This is a genomic window from Pseudomonas sp. PICF141 (assembly GCF_002286815.1).
Classification (GTDB): Bacteria; Pseudomonadota; Gammaproteobacteria; order Pseudomonadales; family Pseudomonadaceae; genus Aquipseudomonas.
Genome location: NZ_MUNM01000059.1, coordinates 1 through 13,408, shown reverse-complemented (window position 1 = coordinate 13,408; position 13,408 = coordinate 1). Strand labels below are relative to the sequence as shown.

General features: G+C 58.1%; 17 protein-coding genes. 11 read left to right on the top strand and 6 right to left on the bottom strand.

The window, feature by feature from the left end:
- Positions 1-8 precede the first annotated feature (8 nt).
- The 4 genes from BZL43_RS16640 to BZL43_RS16625 form a co-directional block, all read right to left on the bottom strand.
- Positions 9-920 (bottom strand): SDR family oxidoreductase, encoded by a 912-nt coding sequence (locus tag BZL43_RS16640; RefSeq protein WP_095633315.1) that lies wholly within the window; start codon positions 918-920, stop codon positions 9-11.
- 111 nt (positions 921-1,031) lie between these two features.
- On the bottom strand, positions 1,032-1,934 hold the full coding sequence (locus BZL43_RS16635) for an alpha/beta fold hydrolase (protein ID WP_095633314.1): 903 nt from the start codon (positions 1,932-1,934) through the stop codon (positions 1,032-1,034).
- On the bottom strand, positions 1,935-2,717 hold the full coding sequence (locus BZL43_RS16630) for a class II aldolase/adducin family protein (protein ID WP_095633313.1): 783 nt from the start codon (positions 2,715-2,717) through the stop codon (positions 1,935-1,937).
- Between the two features lie 166 nt (positions 2,718-2,883).
- Entirely contained in the window at positions 2,884-3,339 is a 456-nt protein-coding gene (locus tag BZL43_RS16625; protein WP_095633312.1) for a flavodoxin, read from the bottom strand.
- A 103-nt stretch (positions 3,340-3,442) separates the two neighbouring features.
- On the opposite strand from BZL43_RS16625, the gene BZL43_RS16620 reads away from it, so the two are divergent.
- Both BZL43_RS16620 and BZL43_RS16615 read left to right on the top strand, forming a co-directional pair.
- Positions 3,443-3,919 carry a PAS domain-containing protein gene (locus tag BZL43_RS16620; RefSeq protein WP_095633311.1) on the top strand — a complete coding sequence of 159 codons (477 nt, stop codon included), beginning with the start codon at positions 3,443-3,445 and terminating at the stop codon, positions 3,917-3,919.
- 54 nt (positions 3,920-3,973) lie between these two features.
- Positions 3,974-4,579 carry a hypothetical protein gene (locus tag BZL43_RS16615; RefSeq protein WP_095633310.1) on the top strand — a complete coding sequence of 202 codons (606 nt, stop codon included), beginning with the start codon at positions 3,974-3,976 and terminating at the stop codon, positions 4,577-4,579.
- 20 nt (positions 4,580-4,599) lie between these two features.
- On the opposite strand, the gene BZL43_RS16610 is transcribed toward BZL43_RS16615, so the two are convergent.
- Positions 4,600-5,577: a MerR family transcriptional regulator gene (locus BZL43_RS16610; RefSeq protein ID WP_095633309.1), complete on the bottom strand. Its 978-nt coding sequence runs from the start codon at positions 5,575-5,577 to the stop codon at positions 4,600-4,602.
- Positions 5,578-5,732: 155 nt separating this feature from the next.
- Between BZL43_RS16610 and BZL43_RS16605 the strand changes: the two genes are divergently transcribed.
- From BZL43_RS16605 to BZL43_RS16575, 7 genes are all read left to right on the top strand, one after another.
- Positions 5,733-5,861 (top strand): hypothetical protein, encoded by a 129-nt coding sequence (locus BZL43_RS16605; RefSeq protein WP_371916216.1) that lies wholly within the window; start codon positions 5,733-5,735, stop codon positions 5,859-5,861.
- A 65-nt stretch (positions 5,862-5,926) separates the two neighbouring features.
- Entirely contained in the window at positions 5,927-6,637 is a 711-nt protein-coding gene (gene folM, locus BZL43_RS16600) for a dihydromonapterin reductase (RefSeq protein ID WP_095633308.1), read from the top strand.
- A gap of 22 nt (positions 6,638-6,659) precedes the next feature.
- Positions 6,660-7,235, top strand: coding sequence for a GTP cyclohydrolase I FolE (folE, locus tag BZL43_RS16595; RefSeq protein ID WP_095633307.1), 576 nt, complete (start codon positions 6,660-6,662; stop codon positions 7,233-7,235).
- A gap of 2 nt (positions 7,236-7,237) precedes the next feature.
- Complete coding sequence (folX, locus tag BZL43_RS16590; protein WP_007901645.1) at positions 7,238-7,609, top strand: dihydroneopterin triphosphate 2'-epimerase; 372 nt, start codon at positions 7,238-7,240, stop codon at positions 7,607-7,609.
- A 96-nt stretch (positions 7,610-7,705) separates the two neighbouring features.
- On the top strand, positions 7,706-8,002 hold the full coding sequence (locus BZL43_RS16585) for a DUF1244 domain-containing protein (RefSeq protein WP_095633306.1): 297 nt from the start codon (positions 7,706-7,708) through the stop codon (positions 8,000-8,002).
- The gene (locus BZL43_RS16580) at positions 7,995-8,333 is read left to right on the top strand and encodes a HopJ type III effector protein (protein ID WP_095633305.1); all 339 of its coding nucleotides are present in this window, start codon (positions 7,995-7,997) and stop codon (positions 8,331-8,333) included. The genes BZL43_RS16585 and BZL43_RS16580 overlap by 8 nt, the downstream gene beginning before the upstream one ends.
- A gap of 257 nt (positions 8,334-8,590) precedes the next feature.
- A complete protein-coding gene (locus tag BZL43_RS16575) occupies positions 8,591-9,841 on the top strand; it encodes an aspartate aminotransferase family protein (RefSeq protein ID WP_095633304.1) in 1,251 nt (416 codons plus the stop codon).
- 189 nt (positions 9,842-10,030) lie between these two features.
- On the opposite strand, the gene trxB is transcribed toward BZL43_RS16575, so the two are convergent.
- Positions 10,031-10,987: a thioredoxin-disulfide reductase gene (gene trxB / locus BZL43_RS16570; RefSeq protein ID WP_008070552.1), complete on the bottom strand. Its 957-nt coding sequence runs from the start codon at positions 10,985-10,987 to the stop codon at positions 10,031-10,033.
- A gap of 315 nt (positions 10,988-11,302) precedes the next feature.
- Between trxB and cysZ the strand changes: the two genes are divergently transcribed.
- Positions 11,303-12,058 carry a sulfate transporter CysZ gene (gene cysZ / locus BZL43_RS16560; RefSeq protein WP_095633386.1) on the top strand — a complete coding sequence of 252 codons (756 nt, stop codon included), beginning with the start codon at positions 11,303-11,305 and terminating at the stop codon, positions 12,056-12,058.
- 40 nt (positions 12,059-12,098) lie between these two features.
- The gene (locus BZL43_RS16555) at positions 12,099-13,298 is read left to right on the top strand and encodes a glycosyltransferase family 1 protein (RefSeq protein ID WP_095633303.1); all 1,200 of its coding nucleotides are present in this window, start codon (positions 12,099-12,101) and stop codon (positions 13,296-13,298) included.
- Positions 13,299-13,408 lie beyond the last annotated feature (110 nt).

The window sequence follows — 13,408 nt, the reverse complement described above, 5'->3', positions numbered from 1 at the left end:
TGCTCCACTTAAACCGTATATCTCTGCAAGTTCCCCATCATTTCCTTCAACGCCTCAATAGTGTCCTTCGGATGCGCTGCGCCCTCAAAATCGCAAATCTGCTGCCAATGCGCCGCCACATCTTCCGGCGAAAACCCCACCCGCGGATCAAACCCGGCCCCAAGGCTGCGCTCCCAGCGCACCTTGCCCATCCAGCCGCCACCCACTTCGAACAGCCCCGAAGTTTCCTGGCAATGCTCGCTGGCCAGGTACACCACCAGCGGGCTGACCAGTTCCGGTTTGAGTTGTTCGAACACTTGTGGCGGGATCAGGCCTTCAGTCATGCGGGTGCCGCCGGTCGGGGCGATGGCGTTGACCAGGATGTTGTTTTTGCGGCCTTCGATGGCCAAGGTACGGGTCAGGCCGTAGAGCCCGAGTTTGGCCATGCCGTAGTTGGACTGACCGAAATTGCCGTAGATGCCCGAAGTCGATGCGGTGAAGATCACGCGGCCATAGTTTTGCTCGCGCAGGTGCGGCCAGGCGGCGCGGGTGACTTTGTAGGCGCCTTCGACGTGGACGCGGTAAACCAGGTCCCAGTCGCTGTCGTCCATTTTGTGGAAACTTTTGTCTCGCAGGATGCCGGCGTTGTTCACCACGACATCGACACGGCCGAATGTGTCGAGTGCATGCTGGACGATTTTGTCACCGTCGGTGACGGAATCGTGGTTGGCCTCGGCGATGCCGCCGGCTTCGCGAATTTGCGCGACCACACGATCGGCCGCCGATGCATTGGCGCCTTCGCCTTGAGTCGAACCACCGAGATCATTGACCAGCACCTTGGCGCCCTGCTTTGCGAACAACAGCGCGTGCGCCCGCCCCAAACCACCGCCCGCACCGGTGACGATCACCACTTTATCTTCGAAGCGCACAGACTCACTCATGGGGAAACTCCAGCAGGCCAGGGGACAATGAGTGCGAGTGTCAGCCACGAGGCTGCCGGTCACAATGAACACGGGGGCGGCTGAATGGTGGGCAATAAGGCAGCGGGATAGTCAGGAACAGGCCACCTTGCGTGGCGGTGAAACCAGCCGGTCGCGAAACTCCAGATAATGCTTGAGCACCTGGGCTGGCGCTTCGATCTGCGGGTAATGGCCGACCCCGGCTAGCAGAATGGTGTCCGGGTCGCGAATCAGTTGCCGATAGCGCGTCACCATGTGCGCGCCGGAAACCGGATCGACCTCGCCATCGATGAACCGCAACGGCACCTCGCCACGCTGCATGGCGCTGACCCAACGCTCACGCTGGACCCGGCGCTGCGGGATATAACTGATCAATTTGTGCATGATCCGTTGCCCGCGATTGCTGTCGACCAGGCTCCAGAAATCATCCAGTTCACTTTCCGTGGGCCGTGTCTGCGGGCCGAAGACCTGCTGGAAACTCTTCACTAACGCGTCTCGGGTAAAGGCTCGCCCGATCATCCAGCCCAAAGGGCTGAGCAGGAGCTTTTGCATCAACACCGGGTGATGGGCTTCAGGAAACAGCCCGCCATTGAGGAACACACAACTGGCGATATCAGCACGTGTTTCATAATGCCGGGCCAACAGTTCCTGGGCCACGCTGTCGCCATAATCGTGTGCCAATACGTGAACGGGTTGGTCTACGTTCAAATGCGCCAGTAAGGCCTGTTGCAAATCGGCCTGTTCCAGCAGGCTGTAGTCGTGGTTCACCGGTTTGGCCGAATCGCCGAAGCCGAGCATGTCGCAGGCAATCACCCGATAACGCTGCGCCAGCGGCTGCCACAGGTAATGCCAGTCCCAGCTGGCGGTCGGGAAACCATGGATCAGCAACAGCGGCTCGCCTTGCCCCGCGGCCCAGTAGCGCAGGATCTGACCGCGGAATACGAACGTCTGGCCGCGCTTGCGCCAGACACACAGCGGAATCTCGGCAAGGGCCATTTAGAGTTTATAACCCGGATCTTGTTTATCGAGTTTGCGCAGCAGCGCCGGCCAGGCCAGCGCGCCACCCATCCCTTGGGCACTTTTGGTGACACCGGCGATCATCGCCTTGGCGCCTGCCAGAATCTGCGGTTCGATGGCGATCAGCTCTGCGCCACCGTTCTGCGCCAGCACCTGGATTTCACAGGCGCGCTGGAAGGTGAACATCATCAGGAACGTGTCGGCGATGGTACTGCCACAGGTCAGCAGACCGTGGTTGTGCAGCATCAGGAAGTTGTTTTCGCCAAGATCGGCTTGCAGTCGCGCCTTCTCTTCATGGTTCAGCGCAACGCCTTCGTAGGCGTGATAAGCCAGGCTTGAAAGAACGAACAAAGACTGCTGACTGATCGGCAAGATGCCCTGCTTCTGCGCCGATACCGCCACCCCCGCCGCGGTGTGGGTGTGCAGGACACACACGACGTCATGACGGACTTCATGCACGGCGCTATGGATGGTGTAACCCGCCGGGTTGATTTCGTAAGGGCTGTCCATCAACTTGTTGCCGGCCTGATCGACCTTGACCAGGCTCGACGCCGTCATCTCATGGAACATCAGCCCGAACGGGTTGATCAGGAAGTCTTCAGTGCCCGGCACCTTGGCGGAAATATGGGTGAAAATCAGATCGTCCCAGCCATGCAAGGCGACCAGGCGGTAACAGGCCGCCAGATCGACGCGAGCCTGCCATTCGGCGGCACTGACCTTGTCTTTAATGCTGTGTGGCGATTGGACGGGGGCTACGCTCACGGCAAGAATTCTCTTTTTTATTTTTCTGGTTTTTTATTGTTTTTACTGCGTTACAGCAGTCTAGTCAGCCCTCGTACTTCGGGTAGTTGCATTGGCAGCCAGCTTGATGGCCGAGCGAGTCAGTACACGGGGAAGCCTGGATCCATTGTCAGCCCCCCCCCACACGTCAGCCTCGCAGTGCGCTGACCAGTTCCGCCAGCCAAGGCTCGGCGTCGGTTTCCGGCGTTACGGTTTCGCTGGCGTCCAGGCGTAGCATGTCCAGTATTTCGCGCACACCCAATTCGCTGAACAATTCGCGCATTTGTTCGCCGCCGCCGCAGAACGTGTCGCCATAACTCGAATCGCCCAAACCGATCACCGCACCTGGCAAACCACGCCAGGCCGCCGGCAACTGATCGCGGATGGCGAAATACAACGGCTGCAGATTGTCCGGCAACTCGCCCATGCCGGTGGTCGAGGTCACCGCCAGAAATGCTTCGGGGCCAAACGCCTGAACATCGGCGAGGGTCGCACGCGGGTTGTGGAATGTTTCAAAACCGGCGGCGTTCAAAATACTTGCAGCGTGACGGGCGACTTCTTCAGCCGTGCCGTACACCGAGCCGGAAAGGATGGCGACTTTCATCAATCTGATCCTGAATCTAAATAAAAGTAGGAGATATTAACAGCACCGCCCTCGTTGATCTTTTAGAATGCAGCGTATCAATCGATACGCAAAGGGCTCTGCAATGATCAATGCCTCTCTGCTGAAAATGGCCATCGATGCGTCCAACGATGGCATCGTGATTGCTGAAAAGGAAGGCGAGCAGGACAACATCCTGATCTATGTAAACCAGGCATTCGAACGCCTGACGGGTTACAGCAGCGAAGAAATCCTCTATCAGGATTGCCGTTTTTTGCAGGCAGGAGACCGGGATCAGGCCGCCCTTGCCTTGATTCGCCAAGCATTGGACAGTGGCGGCTCCTGCCGGGAAATCCTCAGGAATTACCGCAAGGACGGCACGCCGTTCTGGAACGAACTGTCGCTTTCCACGATAGAAAACCCGCACGACGGTCGGACCTATTTCGTCGGGGTTCAGAAAGACGTCACGGTTCAGGTCAAGGCGCAGCAGCGAGTCGCGCAGCTGGAAGCGCAATTGGCCGAGGCACGGGCAGAAATCACCGCTCTCAAAACGACGAACGGCTCAAACCAATCTGCGAATTAATGGTCATTAACTACAATCACCGATGACTTTGTAATTATTTCTTTCGAGCAAATCATGCAGCGCGACGCACTCTTGACTCAGGATGAGCTGGATTTTATCCAGAACATGCAGCACAACCCGCAACTCAATGTGCGGGATGCCACGTCGAGTCTGCTCGTCAACGGTGGTTCGCAGATTCGTGACTTGCTCACACGTCTGGCGGCGCATGAACAAGTCACCATCCAGGCCAATTTCGAAAATCAGCAAATAACCTTCCCGCTGCATTTGGTGGAAGATGAATTTCACGCCATGCATCTACGTCTTGGCGTCCCCAGCATCTATGAAGACGGGCCGATGATTCGGCCATGGCGCCTGGTGCTCGAAGAGCCCGTGGCACTGGAAAATGCCAAGGGCCAACCCGGCACCATGTGGGTGCATGAAATATCGTTTAAAGGGGTTTTGCTGGAGGTTCGCAACAAGACCAAGGCGCCAAAGCATTTCGCGCTGTGGTTCAGCCCGTCAGGTTATGAGCGGATTGCGTTACGCGGTACCTTCGAGCGTGAAACCGAGCAGGGTTATTACGCCTACGAATTGAGCCAGAGTGACAAGGATGAAACCGAACGTCTGCGTCAGTACATCCTTCAACAACATCGCCTGACCCATCCCGCACTGCATATCTGATTTTCCTGTTTTTTCTACGCTCAGGTATCCAGGTTTCCCGCCAGGAACTGCTTCAAACGCTGGCGCATCAACAGGCCCTCGTTTCCCAGACAACCGATCGACGATCCAGCCAGGCTCTCCTGCGCCAGATCCGATGCATCTCCGGCCAGCAATACCTGACAATCCAGGCTCATCGCCAAACGATTCAAACGTCTAGGCAGTTCGCCCGCTGGCGCATGGTTGGAAACCAGTATCAGTGCCTTGGGCCTGATCTTTTCGCAGATCAAAACCAATTCTTCGAAAGGCTGGCCAATCGCCAATAATTGAATAGCCGAATCGACGCTGCTCAGATACAGCGCCGTGACCAACACTTCGAGTTCCCGGCATTGATCGGCCAAGGCGCAAACAATCACTCGTCGCGGTTGCATGACTCGCACCAGCAACAGACGTTGCAACACTCGAGCGCGCAGAAAACCATCCAGAAAAAGCCACTCGCTGACCTGGCCGAATGCTTCATGGCGTTGTAGCAATAGCTTCCAGACCGGAATGAGAATGTCCTGGAATACTACGGTCAACGGGTAACTGGAAAAAACCTGACCGTAGACATGCTCCAGTTGAACTTCGTCGAAAGCACTCACCGCAGCCCTGACCTGCTGCTGCCATTGGTTGTAATCGGCTTGAACGAGTTCGTTGGGAATGATCTGAGCCAGTGCCTTGAGCGGTTCGGTCTTGGCCAGTATCTTGCCGACCTTGCTGACTGCGACGCCGCGTTCGATCCAGCCAAGGATGCTACGAATACGCTCTATATCGGTCATCGAATACAAACGGTGCCCGCTGTCGGTGCGCACGGGTTGTATCAGACCGTACCGCCGCTCCCATGCGCGTAGCGTAACCGGGTTGACCCCTGTCAGGCGTGCTACCTCGCGAATCGGAAACAGCTCTTCTCGAACCAGCGAGGTGCTGAGGGTCAAACCAGGCGCAAGGTCGGTCAGCACAGGCATTTTGAAATGTGTATCCATGGAAAAATTGGATCCATTTAACTCCACAGCCCCATTATCGATCAACACGTTGTTGAACTAATTGGCACCGACGTCCTACGGCAGAATCAGCTTGCTTTAGACGCAGCCCACTATCCAGCGCTGTGTGCGACGCGTTTGCCCTACGGAGTTACATAATGTCTACCTCACCCGTCACGCTGATGGTGTATTGCTTCATTCCGCTGTCGACGCGTCTGCTGGCTGGGCGGCTGCATACCCCATCTGCACGTCCATTGCCCGCCGGCCCCTCAACTCAGCATCGCTGATCCACGATAGGTGTACGCCTCCCGTCGCTGGTATAGTTTTGCTCTTACCGCGATGCGAGCCGTTCATGACCTCTACCGCAGCCCCAATCCTCATCACCGGTGCCGGCCAGCGTGTCGGCCTGCACTGTGCGCAGCGTTTGCTCGAAGATGGCCATGCCGTCATTTTCAGCTATCGCAGCGAACGTCCTGGTGTGCAAGCCCTGCGCGATCTGGGCGCGAGTGCGGTGTTTGCGGATTTTTCCAGCGAGGCCGGGATCCTTGCGTTCATCGGCGAACTGAAAAACCGCACCGACAGTTTGCGGGCGATTGTCCATAACGCTTCCGAATGGCTGGCCGAAACCCCGGGCACCGAAGCCGCGGCGTTCTCCCGCATGTTCAACGTGCATATGCTGGCGCCCTACCTGATCAACCTGCACTGTGCCGACCTGCTACGGCGTTCAAGCCCCGCCGACATCGTGCACATCAGCGATGATGTGACCCGCCGGGGCAGCAGCAAGCACATCGGCTACTGCGCCAGCAAAGCCGGGCTCGACAGCCTGACGCTGTCCTTTGCCGCGAAGTACGCGCCCGGCATCAAGGTCAACGGTATCGCGCCAGCCCTGCTACTGTTCAATCCGGATGACGACGCAGCGTACCGCGCCAAAGTCCTGGCCAAATCGGCACTGGGCATCGAGCCAGGCAGCGAAGTGATCTACCAGAGCCTGCGCTATTTGCTCGACAACCCTTATGTCACCGGCACGACACTGACCGTCAACGGCGGACGGCACGTCAAATAAGCCGCTCCCGCGAGGATGTCCCATGACGTTATTCCCGCCACACAACTCCTTGTCCCAGAGCTATCGCGAGATCCTGATCGGCCTGGGTGAGAACCCCGACCGCGAAGGACTGCAAGACACCCCGGTGCGCGCCGCCAAGGCGATGCAATACCTGTGTCATGGTTACGAACAAAGTGTCGAAGAAATCGTCAACGGCGCGCTGTTTGCCTCCGACAACGATGAAATGGTGATCGTCGACAATATTGAGCTGTACTCGCTCTGTGAACATCACATGCTGCCCTTCATCGGCAAGGCTCATGTGGCTTATATTCCAACGGGCAAGGTGCTGGGCCTGTCGAAGATTGCGCGGCTTGTGGATATGTTCGCCCGCCGCCTGCAAATCCAGGAAAACCTCACCCGGCAAATCGCCGACGCCGTGCAGCAAGTGACCGACGCCGCCGGTGTCGCGGTGGTCATCGAAGCCCAGCACATGTGCATGATGATGCGCGGCGTGGAAAAACAGAATTCGACCATGAACACCTCGGTGATGCTTGGCGCCTTTCGCGAGTCGAGTAACACCCGCCAGGAGTTCCTGCAATTGATTGGACGGAGCAAGTAGCAATGCCACAACTTCAACCAGGAATGGCACGCATCCGGGTCAAGGACCTGTGTTTGCGAACCTTCATAGGGATCAACGAGGACGAAATCCTCAACAAGCAGGATGTGCTGATCAACCTGACCATCCTGTACGCCGCTCAAGATGCCGTGCGTGACAACGATATCGATCACGCATTGAATTACCGCACCATCACCAAGGCAATCATCGCCCACGTCGAGGGCAATCGCTTTGCCCTGCTCGAACGCCTGACCCAGGAATTGCTGGACCTGATCATGGTCAATGAGTCGGTGCTGTACGCCGAAGTCGAAGTCGACAAGCCTCATGCCTTGCGCTTTGCCGAATCAGTGTCGATCACGCTCGCGGCAAGTCGCTAAGCTTCAAGCTTCAAGCTTCAAGCGGTAAGCTAAGGGCACCGCAACCCATCTTGCAGCTTGAAGCTTGCTGCTCAAAGCTGTCTCGCAGAGACCCCCATGAACGATCAACAACGCCTGGAACTCGAAGCCGCCGCCTTTCGTCGGCTGGTCGCCCACCTGGACAGCCGCAAGGACGTGCAGAACATCGACCTGATGAACCTCTCGGGTTTCTGCCGAAACTGCCTGTCCAAGTGGTACAAGGCCGCCGCCGACGAACGCCAGATCGAGGTCAGCCTCGATGAAGCCCGCGAAGTGATTTACGGCATGCCGTACGCCGAGTGGAAAGCCCAATACCAGAAAGAAGCCAGCGCCGATCAACAAGCGGCGTTCGCCAAAGGAAAACCCAATGAGTGATCTGAACACCCTGCGCGCCAGCCTCAAGAGCGGCGAACACGCTTTCGCCGATACCTTGGCGTTCATCGCCGCCGGTTACGACTATCAGCCCCAGGCGTTCAATAACGGCGGCGTGGAAAATGCCGCCGGGCAAAACGAAGGTTCGTGCAAGACCCTGGGTCTGGCATTGCTGGAAGGTTTGAGCGATGAAGAAGCGCTGTTGGCGTTTGGCGAACATTACCGCTCGGTAGTGGCCACGCCGCAAGGCAGCGATCACGGCAATATCCGCGCGTTGATCGCCCATGGCCTGGCCGGTGTGAAGTTCACTCAGCAGCCGCTGACTCGGCGCTGATTCGCGGAAGATCAAAATCAAAAGATCGCAGCCTGCGGCAGCTCCTACAGAATTTGTGTCCGTCCAATATTTCATGGGTGTACGCGATTCCCACGCAGGCGCTGTCACAGGCTGCGATCTTTTGACCTTTTGCCATTCATCTCCTACCGCACATCCCGACTTTTAATATTGACCCGGTGACTTTATTTCGTTTGCCGGGCACTGCTGCTCGCGGCTTAGATAAAAAGAAGCATCCCTTCTTCTGAGTCCGGTAATCCATGAGCAGCGAAAACATCAGTCGGTCCATCAATATCGTTCATCCCGTTACGCTCGGCCACGGCAAAAATGCCGAAGTCTGGGACACCGATGGCAAACGCTACATCGATTTCGTCGGTGGTATCGGCGTACTGAATCTCGGCCATTGCCACCCGCGCATCGTCGAGGCCATTCGTGAACAAGCCACCCGGCTGACCCACTATGCCTTCAATGCCGCCCCGCATGCGCCTTACCTCGAACTGATGGATCGCCTGACGGCGTTTATCCCGGTGGATTACCCGGTCAGCGGCATGCTTACCAACAGTGGTGCGGAAGCGGCGGAAAACGCCCTGAAGATCGTCCGTGGCGCCACCGCTCGCACGGCAGTCATCGCCTTCGATGGCGCCTTTCACGGTCGCACACTCGCCACGCTCAACCTCAACGGCAAAGTCGCGCCGTACAAGCAGAAAGTCGGCGTGCTGCCTGGGCCGGTGTTCCACCTGCCCTTCCCCAGCAAAGACAACGGCGTGACCTGCGCCGAGGCACTGAAGGCAATGGAGCGGCTATTCAGCGTTGAGATCGATGTTGACGACGTGGCCTGTTTTATCGTCGAACCGGTACAGGGCGAAGCGGGTTTCCTGGCGATGGATGTGGAATTTGCCCAAGCGCTGCGGCAGTTCTGTGATGACAAAGGCATCCTGCTGATCGCCGACGAAATCCAGTCCGGCTTCGGCCGCACCGGCCAGCGGTTTGCGTTCTCGCGATTGGGCATCGAGCCGGACCTGATCCTGCTGGGCAAAAGCATTGCCGGCGGCGTGCCGCTGGGGGCGGTTGTCGGGCGTAAGTCGCTACTCGATCACTTGCCCAAGGGCGGATTGGGCGGCACCTATTCAGGTAATCCCATCGCTTGTGCTGCCGCGCTGGCGACCCTGGACGAAATGACTGACGCGCATCTGCACGCCTGGGGTGCGCAACAGGAAGAAGCGATTGTCAGCCGCTACCAATCCTGGCGAACCCGCGAACTGTCACCGTATCTGGGCCGCTTGACCGGCGTCGGTGCCATGCGCGGCATCGAGTTGATCAATACCGATGGCACACCGGCTTCGGCGCAGCTGACACAATTGCTGGCCCTGGCGCGCAACTCGGGCTTGCTGTTGATGCCCAGCGGCAAGTCGCGCCACATCGTTCGGCTGCTGGCGCCGTTGACCACTGAAGCCGTCGTGCTGGAGGAAGGGCTGGATATTCTTGAGGCGTGCCTGGCGAAGCTGACCTGAAGTAAAAATCCCCACGATCCCTGTGGGAGCGGGCTTGCCCGCGATAGCGATTTATCATTCAACCTTAGTGTCGACTGACTTACCGCCATCGCGGGCAAGCCCGCTCCCACAGTTTTTTTGATCGACCACCCAATCGTGGGCACAAAAAAACCGGCCGAAGCCGGTTTTTTGCCTTCTACAGAATCAGAATCATGCGTTCTGCAGATCGTCGAGGTAACGCTCGGCGTCCAGTGCCGCCATGCAACCGGCGCCGGCCGAGGTGATGGCTTGACGGTAAACGTGGTCAGCCACGTCACCGGCGGCGAAGATGCCTTCAAGGTTGGTTGCCGTGGCGTTGCCGTCACGGCCGCCCTGCACAACCAGGTAGCCGTCTTTCAATGTCAGCTGACCTTCGAACAGCGAAGTGTTCGGGGTGTGGCCGATGGCGATGAACACGCCGTCGACTTTCAGTTCGTCGAAGCTGCCGTCGTTGTTCTTCAGGCGAGCACCGGTCACGCCCATGTTGTCGCCCAGCACTTCATCCAGGGTCGAGTTCAGCTTCAGGACAATCTTGCCTTCGGCAACCCGGGCATTGAGTTTGTCGATCAGGATCTTCTCGGCGCGGAACGTTTCGCGACGGTGGATCAGGGTTACGGTGCTGGCGATGTTGGCCAGGTACAGGGCTTCTTCCACAGCCGTATTACCACCACCGACCACAGCCACCGGCTTGTTGCGATAGAAGAAACCGTCGCAGGTGGCGCAGGCCGAAACGCCTTTGCCCATGAACGTTTCTTCCGACGGCAGGCCCAGGTAACGGGCGCTGGCGCCGGTGGCGATGATGAGTGCGTCGCAGGTGTAAGTCGCGCTGTCGCCAATCAGGGTGTACGGCTTGGCGGCGAAGTCCACGGCATTGATGTGGTCGAACACGATCTCGGTTTCAAAGCGTTCGGCGTGCTCTTTCATCCGCTCCATCAGCGCCGGGCCGGTCAGGCCATGGACGTCGCCCGGCCAGTTGTCGACTTCGGTGGTGGTGGTCAGTTGCCCGCCAGCCTGCATCCCAGTGATCAGCAGTGGCTTGAGGTTGGCACGGGCGGCATAGACCGCGGCGCTGTAACCGGCAGGGCCGGAACCAAGAATAATCACCCGCGAATGACGAACTTCAGACATGACCTGCTCCTGTTGACCGGGCCCGACATATCGGGCGCGGAACGCCGGATTGCCGGCGGGAATAAAAAAGGACCGTTGAAAGCACTTGGGGAAGGCTTGGGCTCGACAGTCCTGTAAAAGAATGGGTGCAGCGTATCGAGGGGGCGAAGATTAAGGAAATACGGTTTAACAATCCAGCTCATAGGCGGTCTCTATCCCGTCGCAGTGAATTTATAGACGCCTTTGTTACAGTTAATGTCGATGCCGCTGCCGCGCTTTCGCCTGTCAGGCAAAGCCGGTAAGGTCGGCGCGTTTACCCTTTGCTCGGAGCACGTTATGCCCGCCCCCGTTCTGTCTGGCCCGCAATACTTGCGCGAGGGCCTCAAGCTGGTCCTGAGCCCTGGCCTGCGCTTGTTTGTGTTGTTGCCGCTGGCGATCAACCTGGTGTTGTTCGTCGGATTAATCTATCTGGCCGGCCATCAGTTCAGTTTGTGGGTCGATACCTTGATGCCGTCCTTGCCCGAATGGCTGAGTTTTCTGAGTTACATCCTCTGGCCAATTTTTGTCGTGTTGGTGGTGTTAATGGTGTTTTTTACCTTCACCATGCTCGCCAACATCATTGCCGCGCCGTTCAATGGCTTCCTCGCGGAGAAAGTCGAAGTGGTGGTGCGCGGTACCGACGACTTCCCGGCCTTCAGCTGGAGCGAACTGATCGCCATGATCCCGCGCACCCTGTCCCGGGAAATGCGCAAACTTGGCTACTTCCTGCCCAGGGCCATCGGGCTGTTCATCCTGTCGTTGATCCCGGTGGTCAACATCATCGCCGCGCCGCTGTGGCTGCTGTTCGGGGTGTGGATGATGGCGATCCAGTACATCGACTACCCGGCGGACAACCACAAACTGGGCTGGAACGAAATGCTCGCCTGGCTGCGGCAGAAACGCTGGCAGAGTCTCGGCTTCGGCGGGAGCGTGTATCTGGTGTTGCTGATTCCGGTGGTCAACATTCTGATGATGCCGGCAGCAGTGGCTGGAGCAACGCTGTTCTGGGTGCGTGAGCGTGGCGCGGAAAATCTGGTAGCAGAACGCCGCTGATCGCGTCACAAATCCATCATCCAACCGTCACAATGACGACATGGCCTCAGCCGACACTGGGGTCATGACGACAACTCTGCATATCACCCTGATCACCGAAACGTTCCCACCGGAAATCAACGGCGTGGCCAATACCCTTGGCCGCTTGTTCGACGGTTTGCGCGCGCGCGGGCATCAGGTCGAGCTGGTGCGGCCACGCCAGGGTGGCGACCCGCTCATCGGCAGCGACGATGAATTGCTGTTGTGTCGAGGCTGGCCGCTGCCGGGTTATCCCGGGCTGCAATGGGGTCAGTCGTCGATGCACAAATTGCTGCGGCGCTGGAAACGCCATCGCCCGGATGTGTTGTACATCGCCACTGAAGGACCGCTGGGGTTGTCGGCATTGCGCGCGGCACGGCGCCTGGGGATTTCGGTGGTCAGCGGCTTTCATACCAATTTTCAGCAGTACTCCAGCCAATACGGCTTCGGGCTGCTGACCCGCTTGCTGACCCACTACCTGCGCTGGTTTCACAATCGCTCGACCCTGACCCTGGTGCCCAGCGCCAGTCAGCGACTGGAACTGGAACGCCGCCGTTTCGAGCGCCTGGCGCTGCTCTCTCGAGGTGTCGACAGCCAGTTGTTCCATCCGGCCAAACGGCTGAAACCGCTGCGTGAGCAATGGGGACTGGCCGAGGAAGATATTGCCTTGATCCATGTAGGACGCCTGGCGCCAGAGAAGAATCTTGGCTTGCTCAGACGGTGTTTCGACACGCTGAGAACGACTTATCCACAGCGAAACATGAAATTGATTGTGGTCGGTGATGGACCGCAAAGACCGGTACTGGAGAAGGAACTGCCCGAGGCGATCTTCTGCGGCTCACAACGTGGCGAAGCGTTGGCCAGTTATTATGCGTCGGGGGATGTGTTTCTGTTTCCAAGCCTGACCGAAACCTTCGGCAATGTGGTGCTTGAAGCATTGGCCGCGGGGCTGGGGGTGGTGGCGTACGATCAGGCTGCGGCGGCCCAGCATATTCGCCATGGCTACAACGGCGTTCTGGCCATGCCCGGGGATGAAGAGGCGTTTTGCGATGCGGCACGCTGGCTGCTGGATGAGCGCGAAACCTTGCGTTGCGTGCGCCTTAATGCGCGCCAGCATGCGAGTCGTCAGGGTTGGGCGGCGATTATCGAGCAGTTCGAGGGGCAGTTGCGGGGGGCTTGTGTTGGGGAACAGGTGGTGCCAAATGCACCGACCTTGCCTTGAAAAGCTTCGCCGGCAAGCCTCGCTCCTACATCTATGGTTACCCCCTTTTCTGCAATACTGTTTTTGATGCGTGTTTGGCTTGCTTTCATCTATCCGGCGTCTAAGTGGGG

Bases quoted from the DNA above. Each gene is read 5' to 3' on its own strand.
- BZL43_RS16640 (WP_095633315.1), bottom strand. From the start codon at position 920: ATGAGTGAGTCTGTGCGCTTCGAAGATAAAGTGGTGATCGTCACCGGT.
- BZL43_RS16635 (WP_095633314.1), bottom strand. From the start codon at position 1,934: ATGGCCCTTGCCGAGATTCCGCTGTGTGTCTGGCGCAAGCGCGGCCAG.
- BZL43_RS16625 (WP_095633312.1), bottom strand. From the start codon at position 3,339: ATGAAAGTCGCCATCCTTTCCGGCTCGGTGTACGGCACGGCTGAAGAA.
- BZL43_RS16620 (WP_095633311.1), top strand. From the start codon at position 3,443: ATGATCAATGCCTCTCTGCTGAAAATGGCCATCGATGCGTCCAACGAT.
- BZL43_RS16615 (WP_095633310.1), top strand. From the start codon at position 3,974: ATGCAGCGCGACGCACTCTTGACTCAGGATGAGCTGGATTTTATCCAG.
- BZL43_RS16610 (WP_095633309.1), bottom strand. From the start codon at position 5,577: ATGGATACACATTTCAAAATGCCTGTGCTGACCGACCTTGCGCCTGGT.
- BZL43_RS16605 (WP_371916216.1), top strand. From the start codon at position 5,733: ATGTCTACCTCACCCGTCACGCTGATGGTGTATTGCTTCATTCCGCTG.
- folM (WP_095633308.1), top strand. From the start codon at position 5,927: ATGACCTCTACCGCAGCCCCAATCCTCATCACCGGTGCCGGCCAGCGT.
- folE (WP_095633307.1), top strand. From the start codon at position 6,660: ATGACGTTATTCCCGCCACACAACTCCTTGTCCCAGAGCTATCGCGAG.
- folX (WP_007901645.1), top strand. From the start codon at position 7,238: ATGCCACAACTTCAACCAGGAATGGCACGCATCCGGGTCAAGGACCTG.
- BZL43_RS16585 (WP_095633306.1), top strand. From the start codon at position 7,706: ATGAACGATCAACAACGCCTGGAACTCGAAGCCGCCGCCTTTCGTCGG.
- BZL43_RS16580 (WP_095633305.1), top strand. From the start codon at position 7,995: ATGAGTGATCTGAACACCCTGCGCGCCAGCCTCAAGAGCGGCGAACAC.
- BZL43_RS16575 (WP_095633304.1), top strand. From the start codon at position 8,591: ATGAGCAGCGAAAACATCAGTCGGTCCATCAATATCGTTCATCCCGTT.
- trxB (WP_008070552.1), bottom strand. From the start codon at position 10,987: ATGTCTGAAGTTCGTCATTCGCGGGTGATTATTCTTGGTTCCGGCCCT.
- cysZ (WP_095633386.1), top strand. From the start codon at position 11,303: ATGCCCGCCCCCGTTCTGTCTGGCCCGCAATACTTGCGCGAGGGCCTC.
- BZL43_RS16555 (WP_095633303.1), top strand. From the start codon at position 12,099: ATGGCCTCAGCCGACACTGGGGTCATGACGACAACTCTGCATATCACC.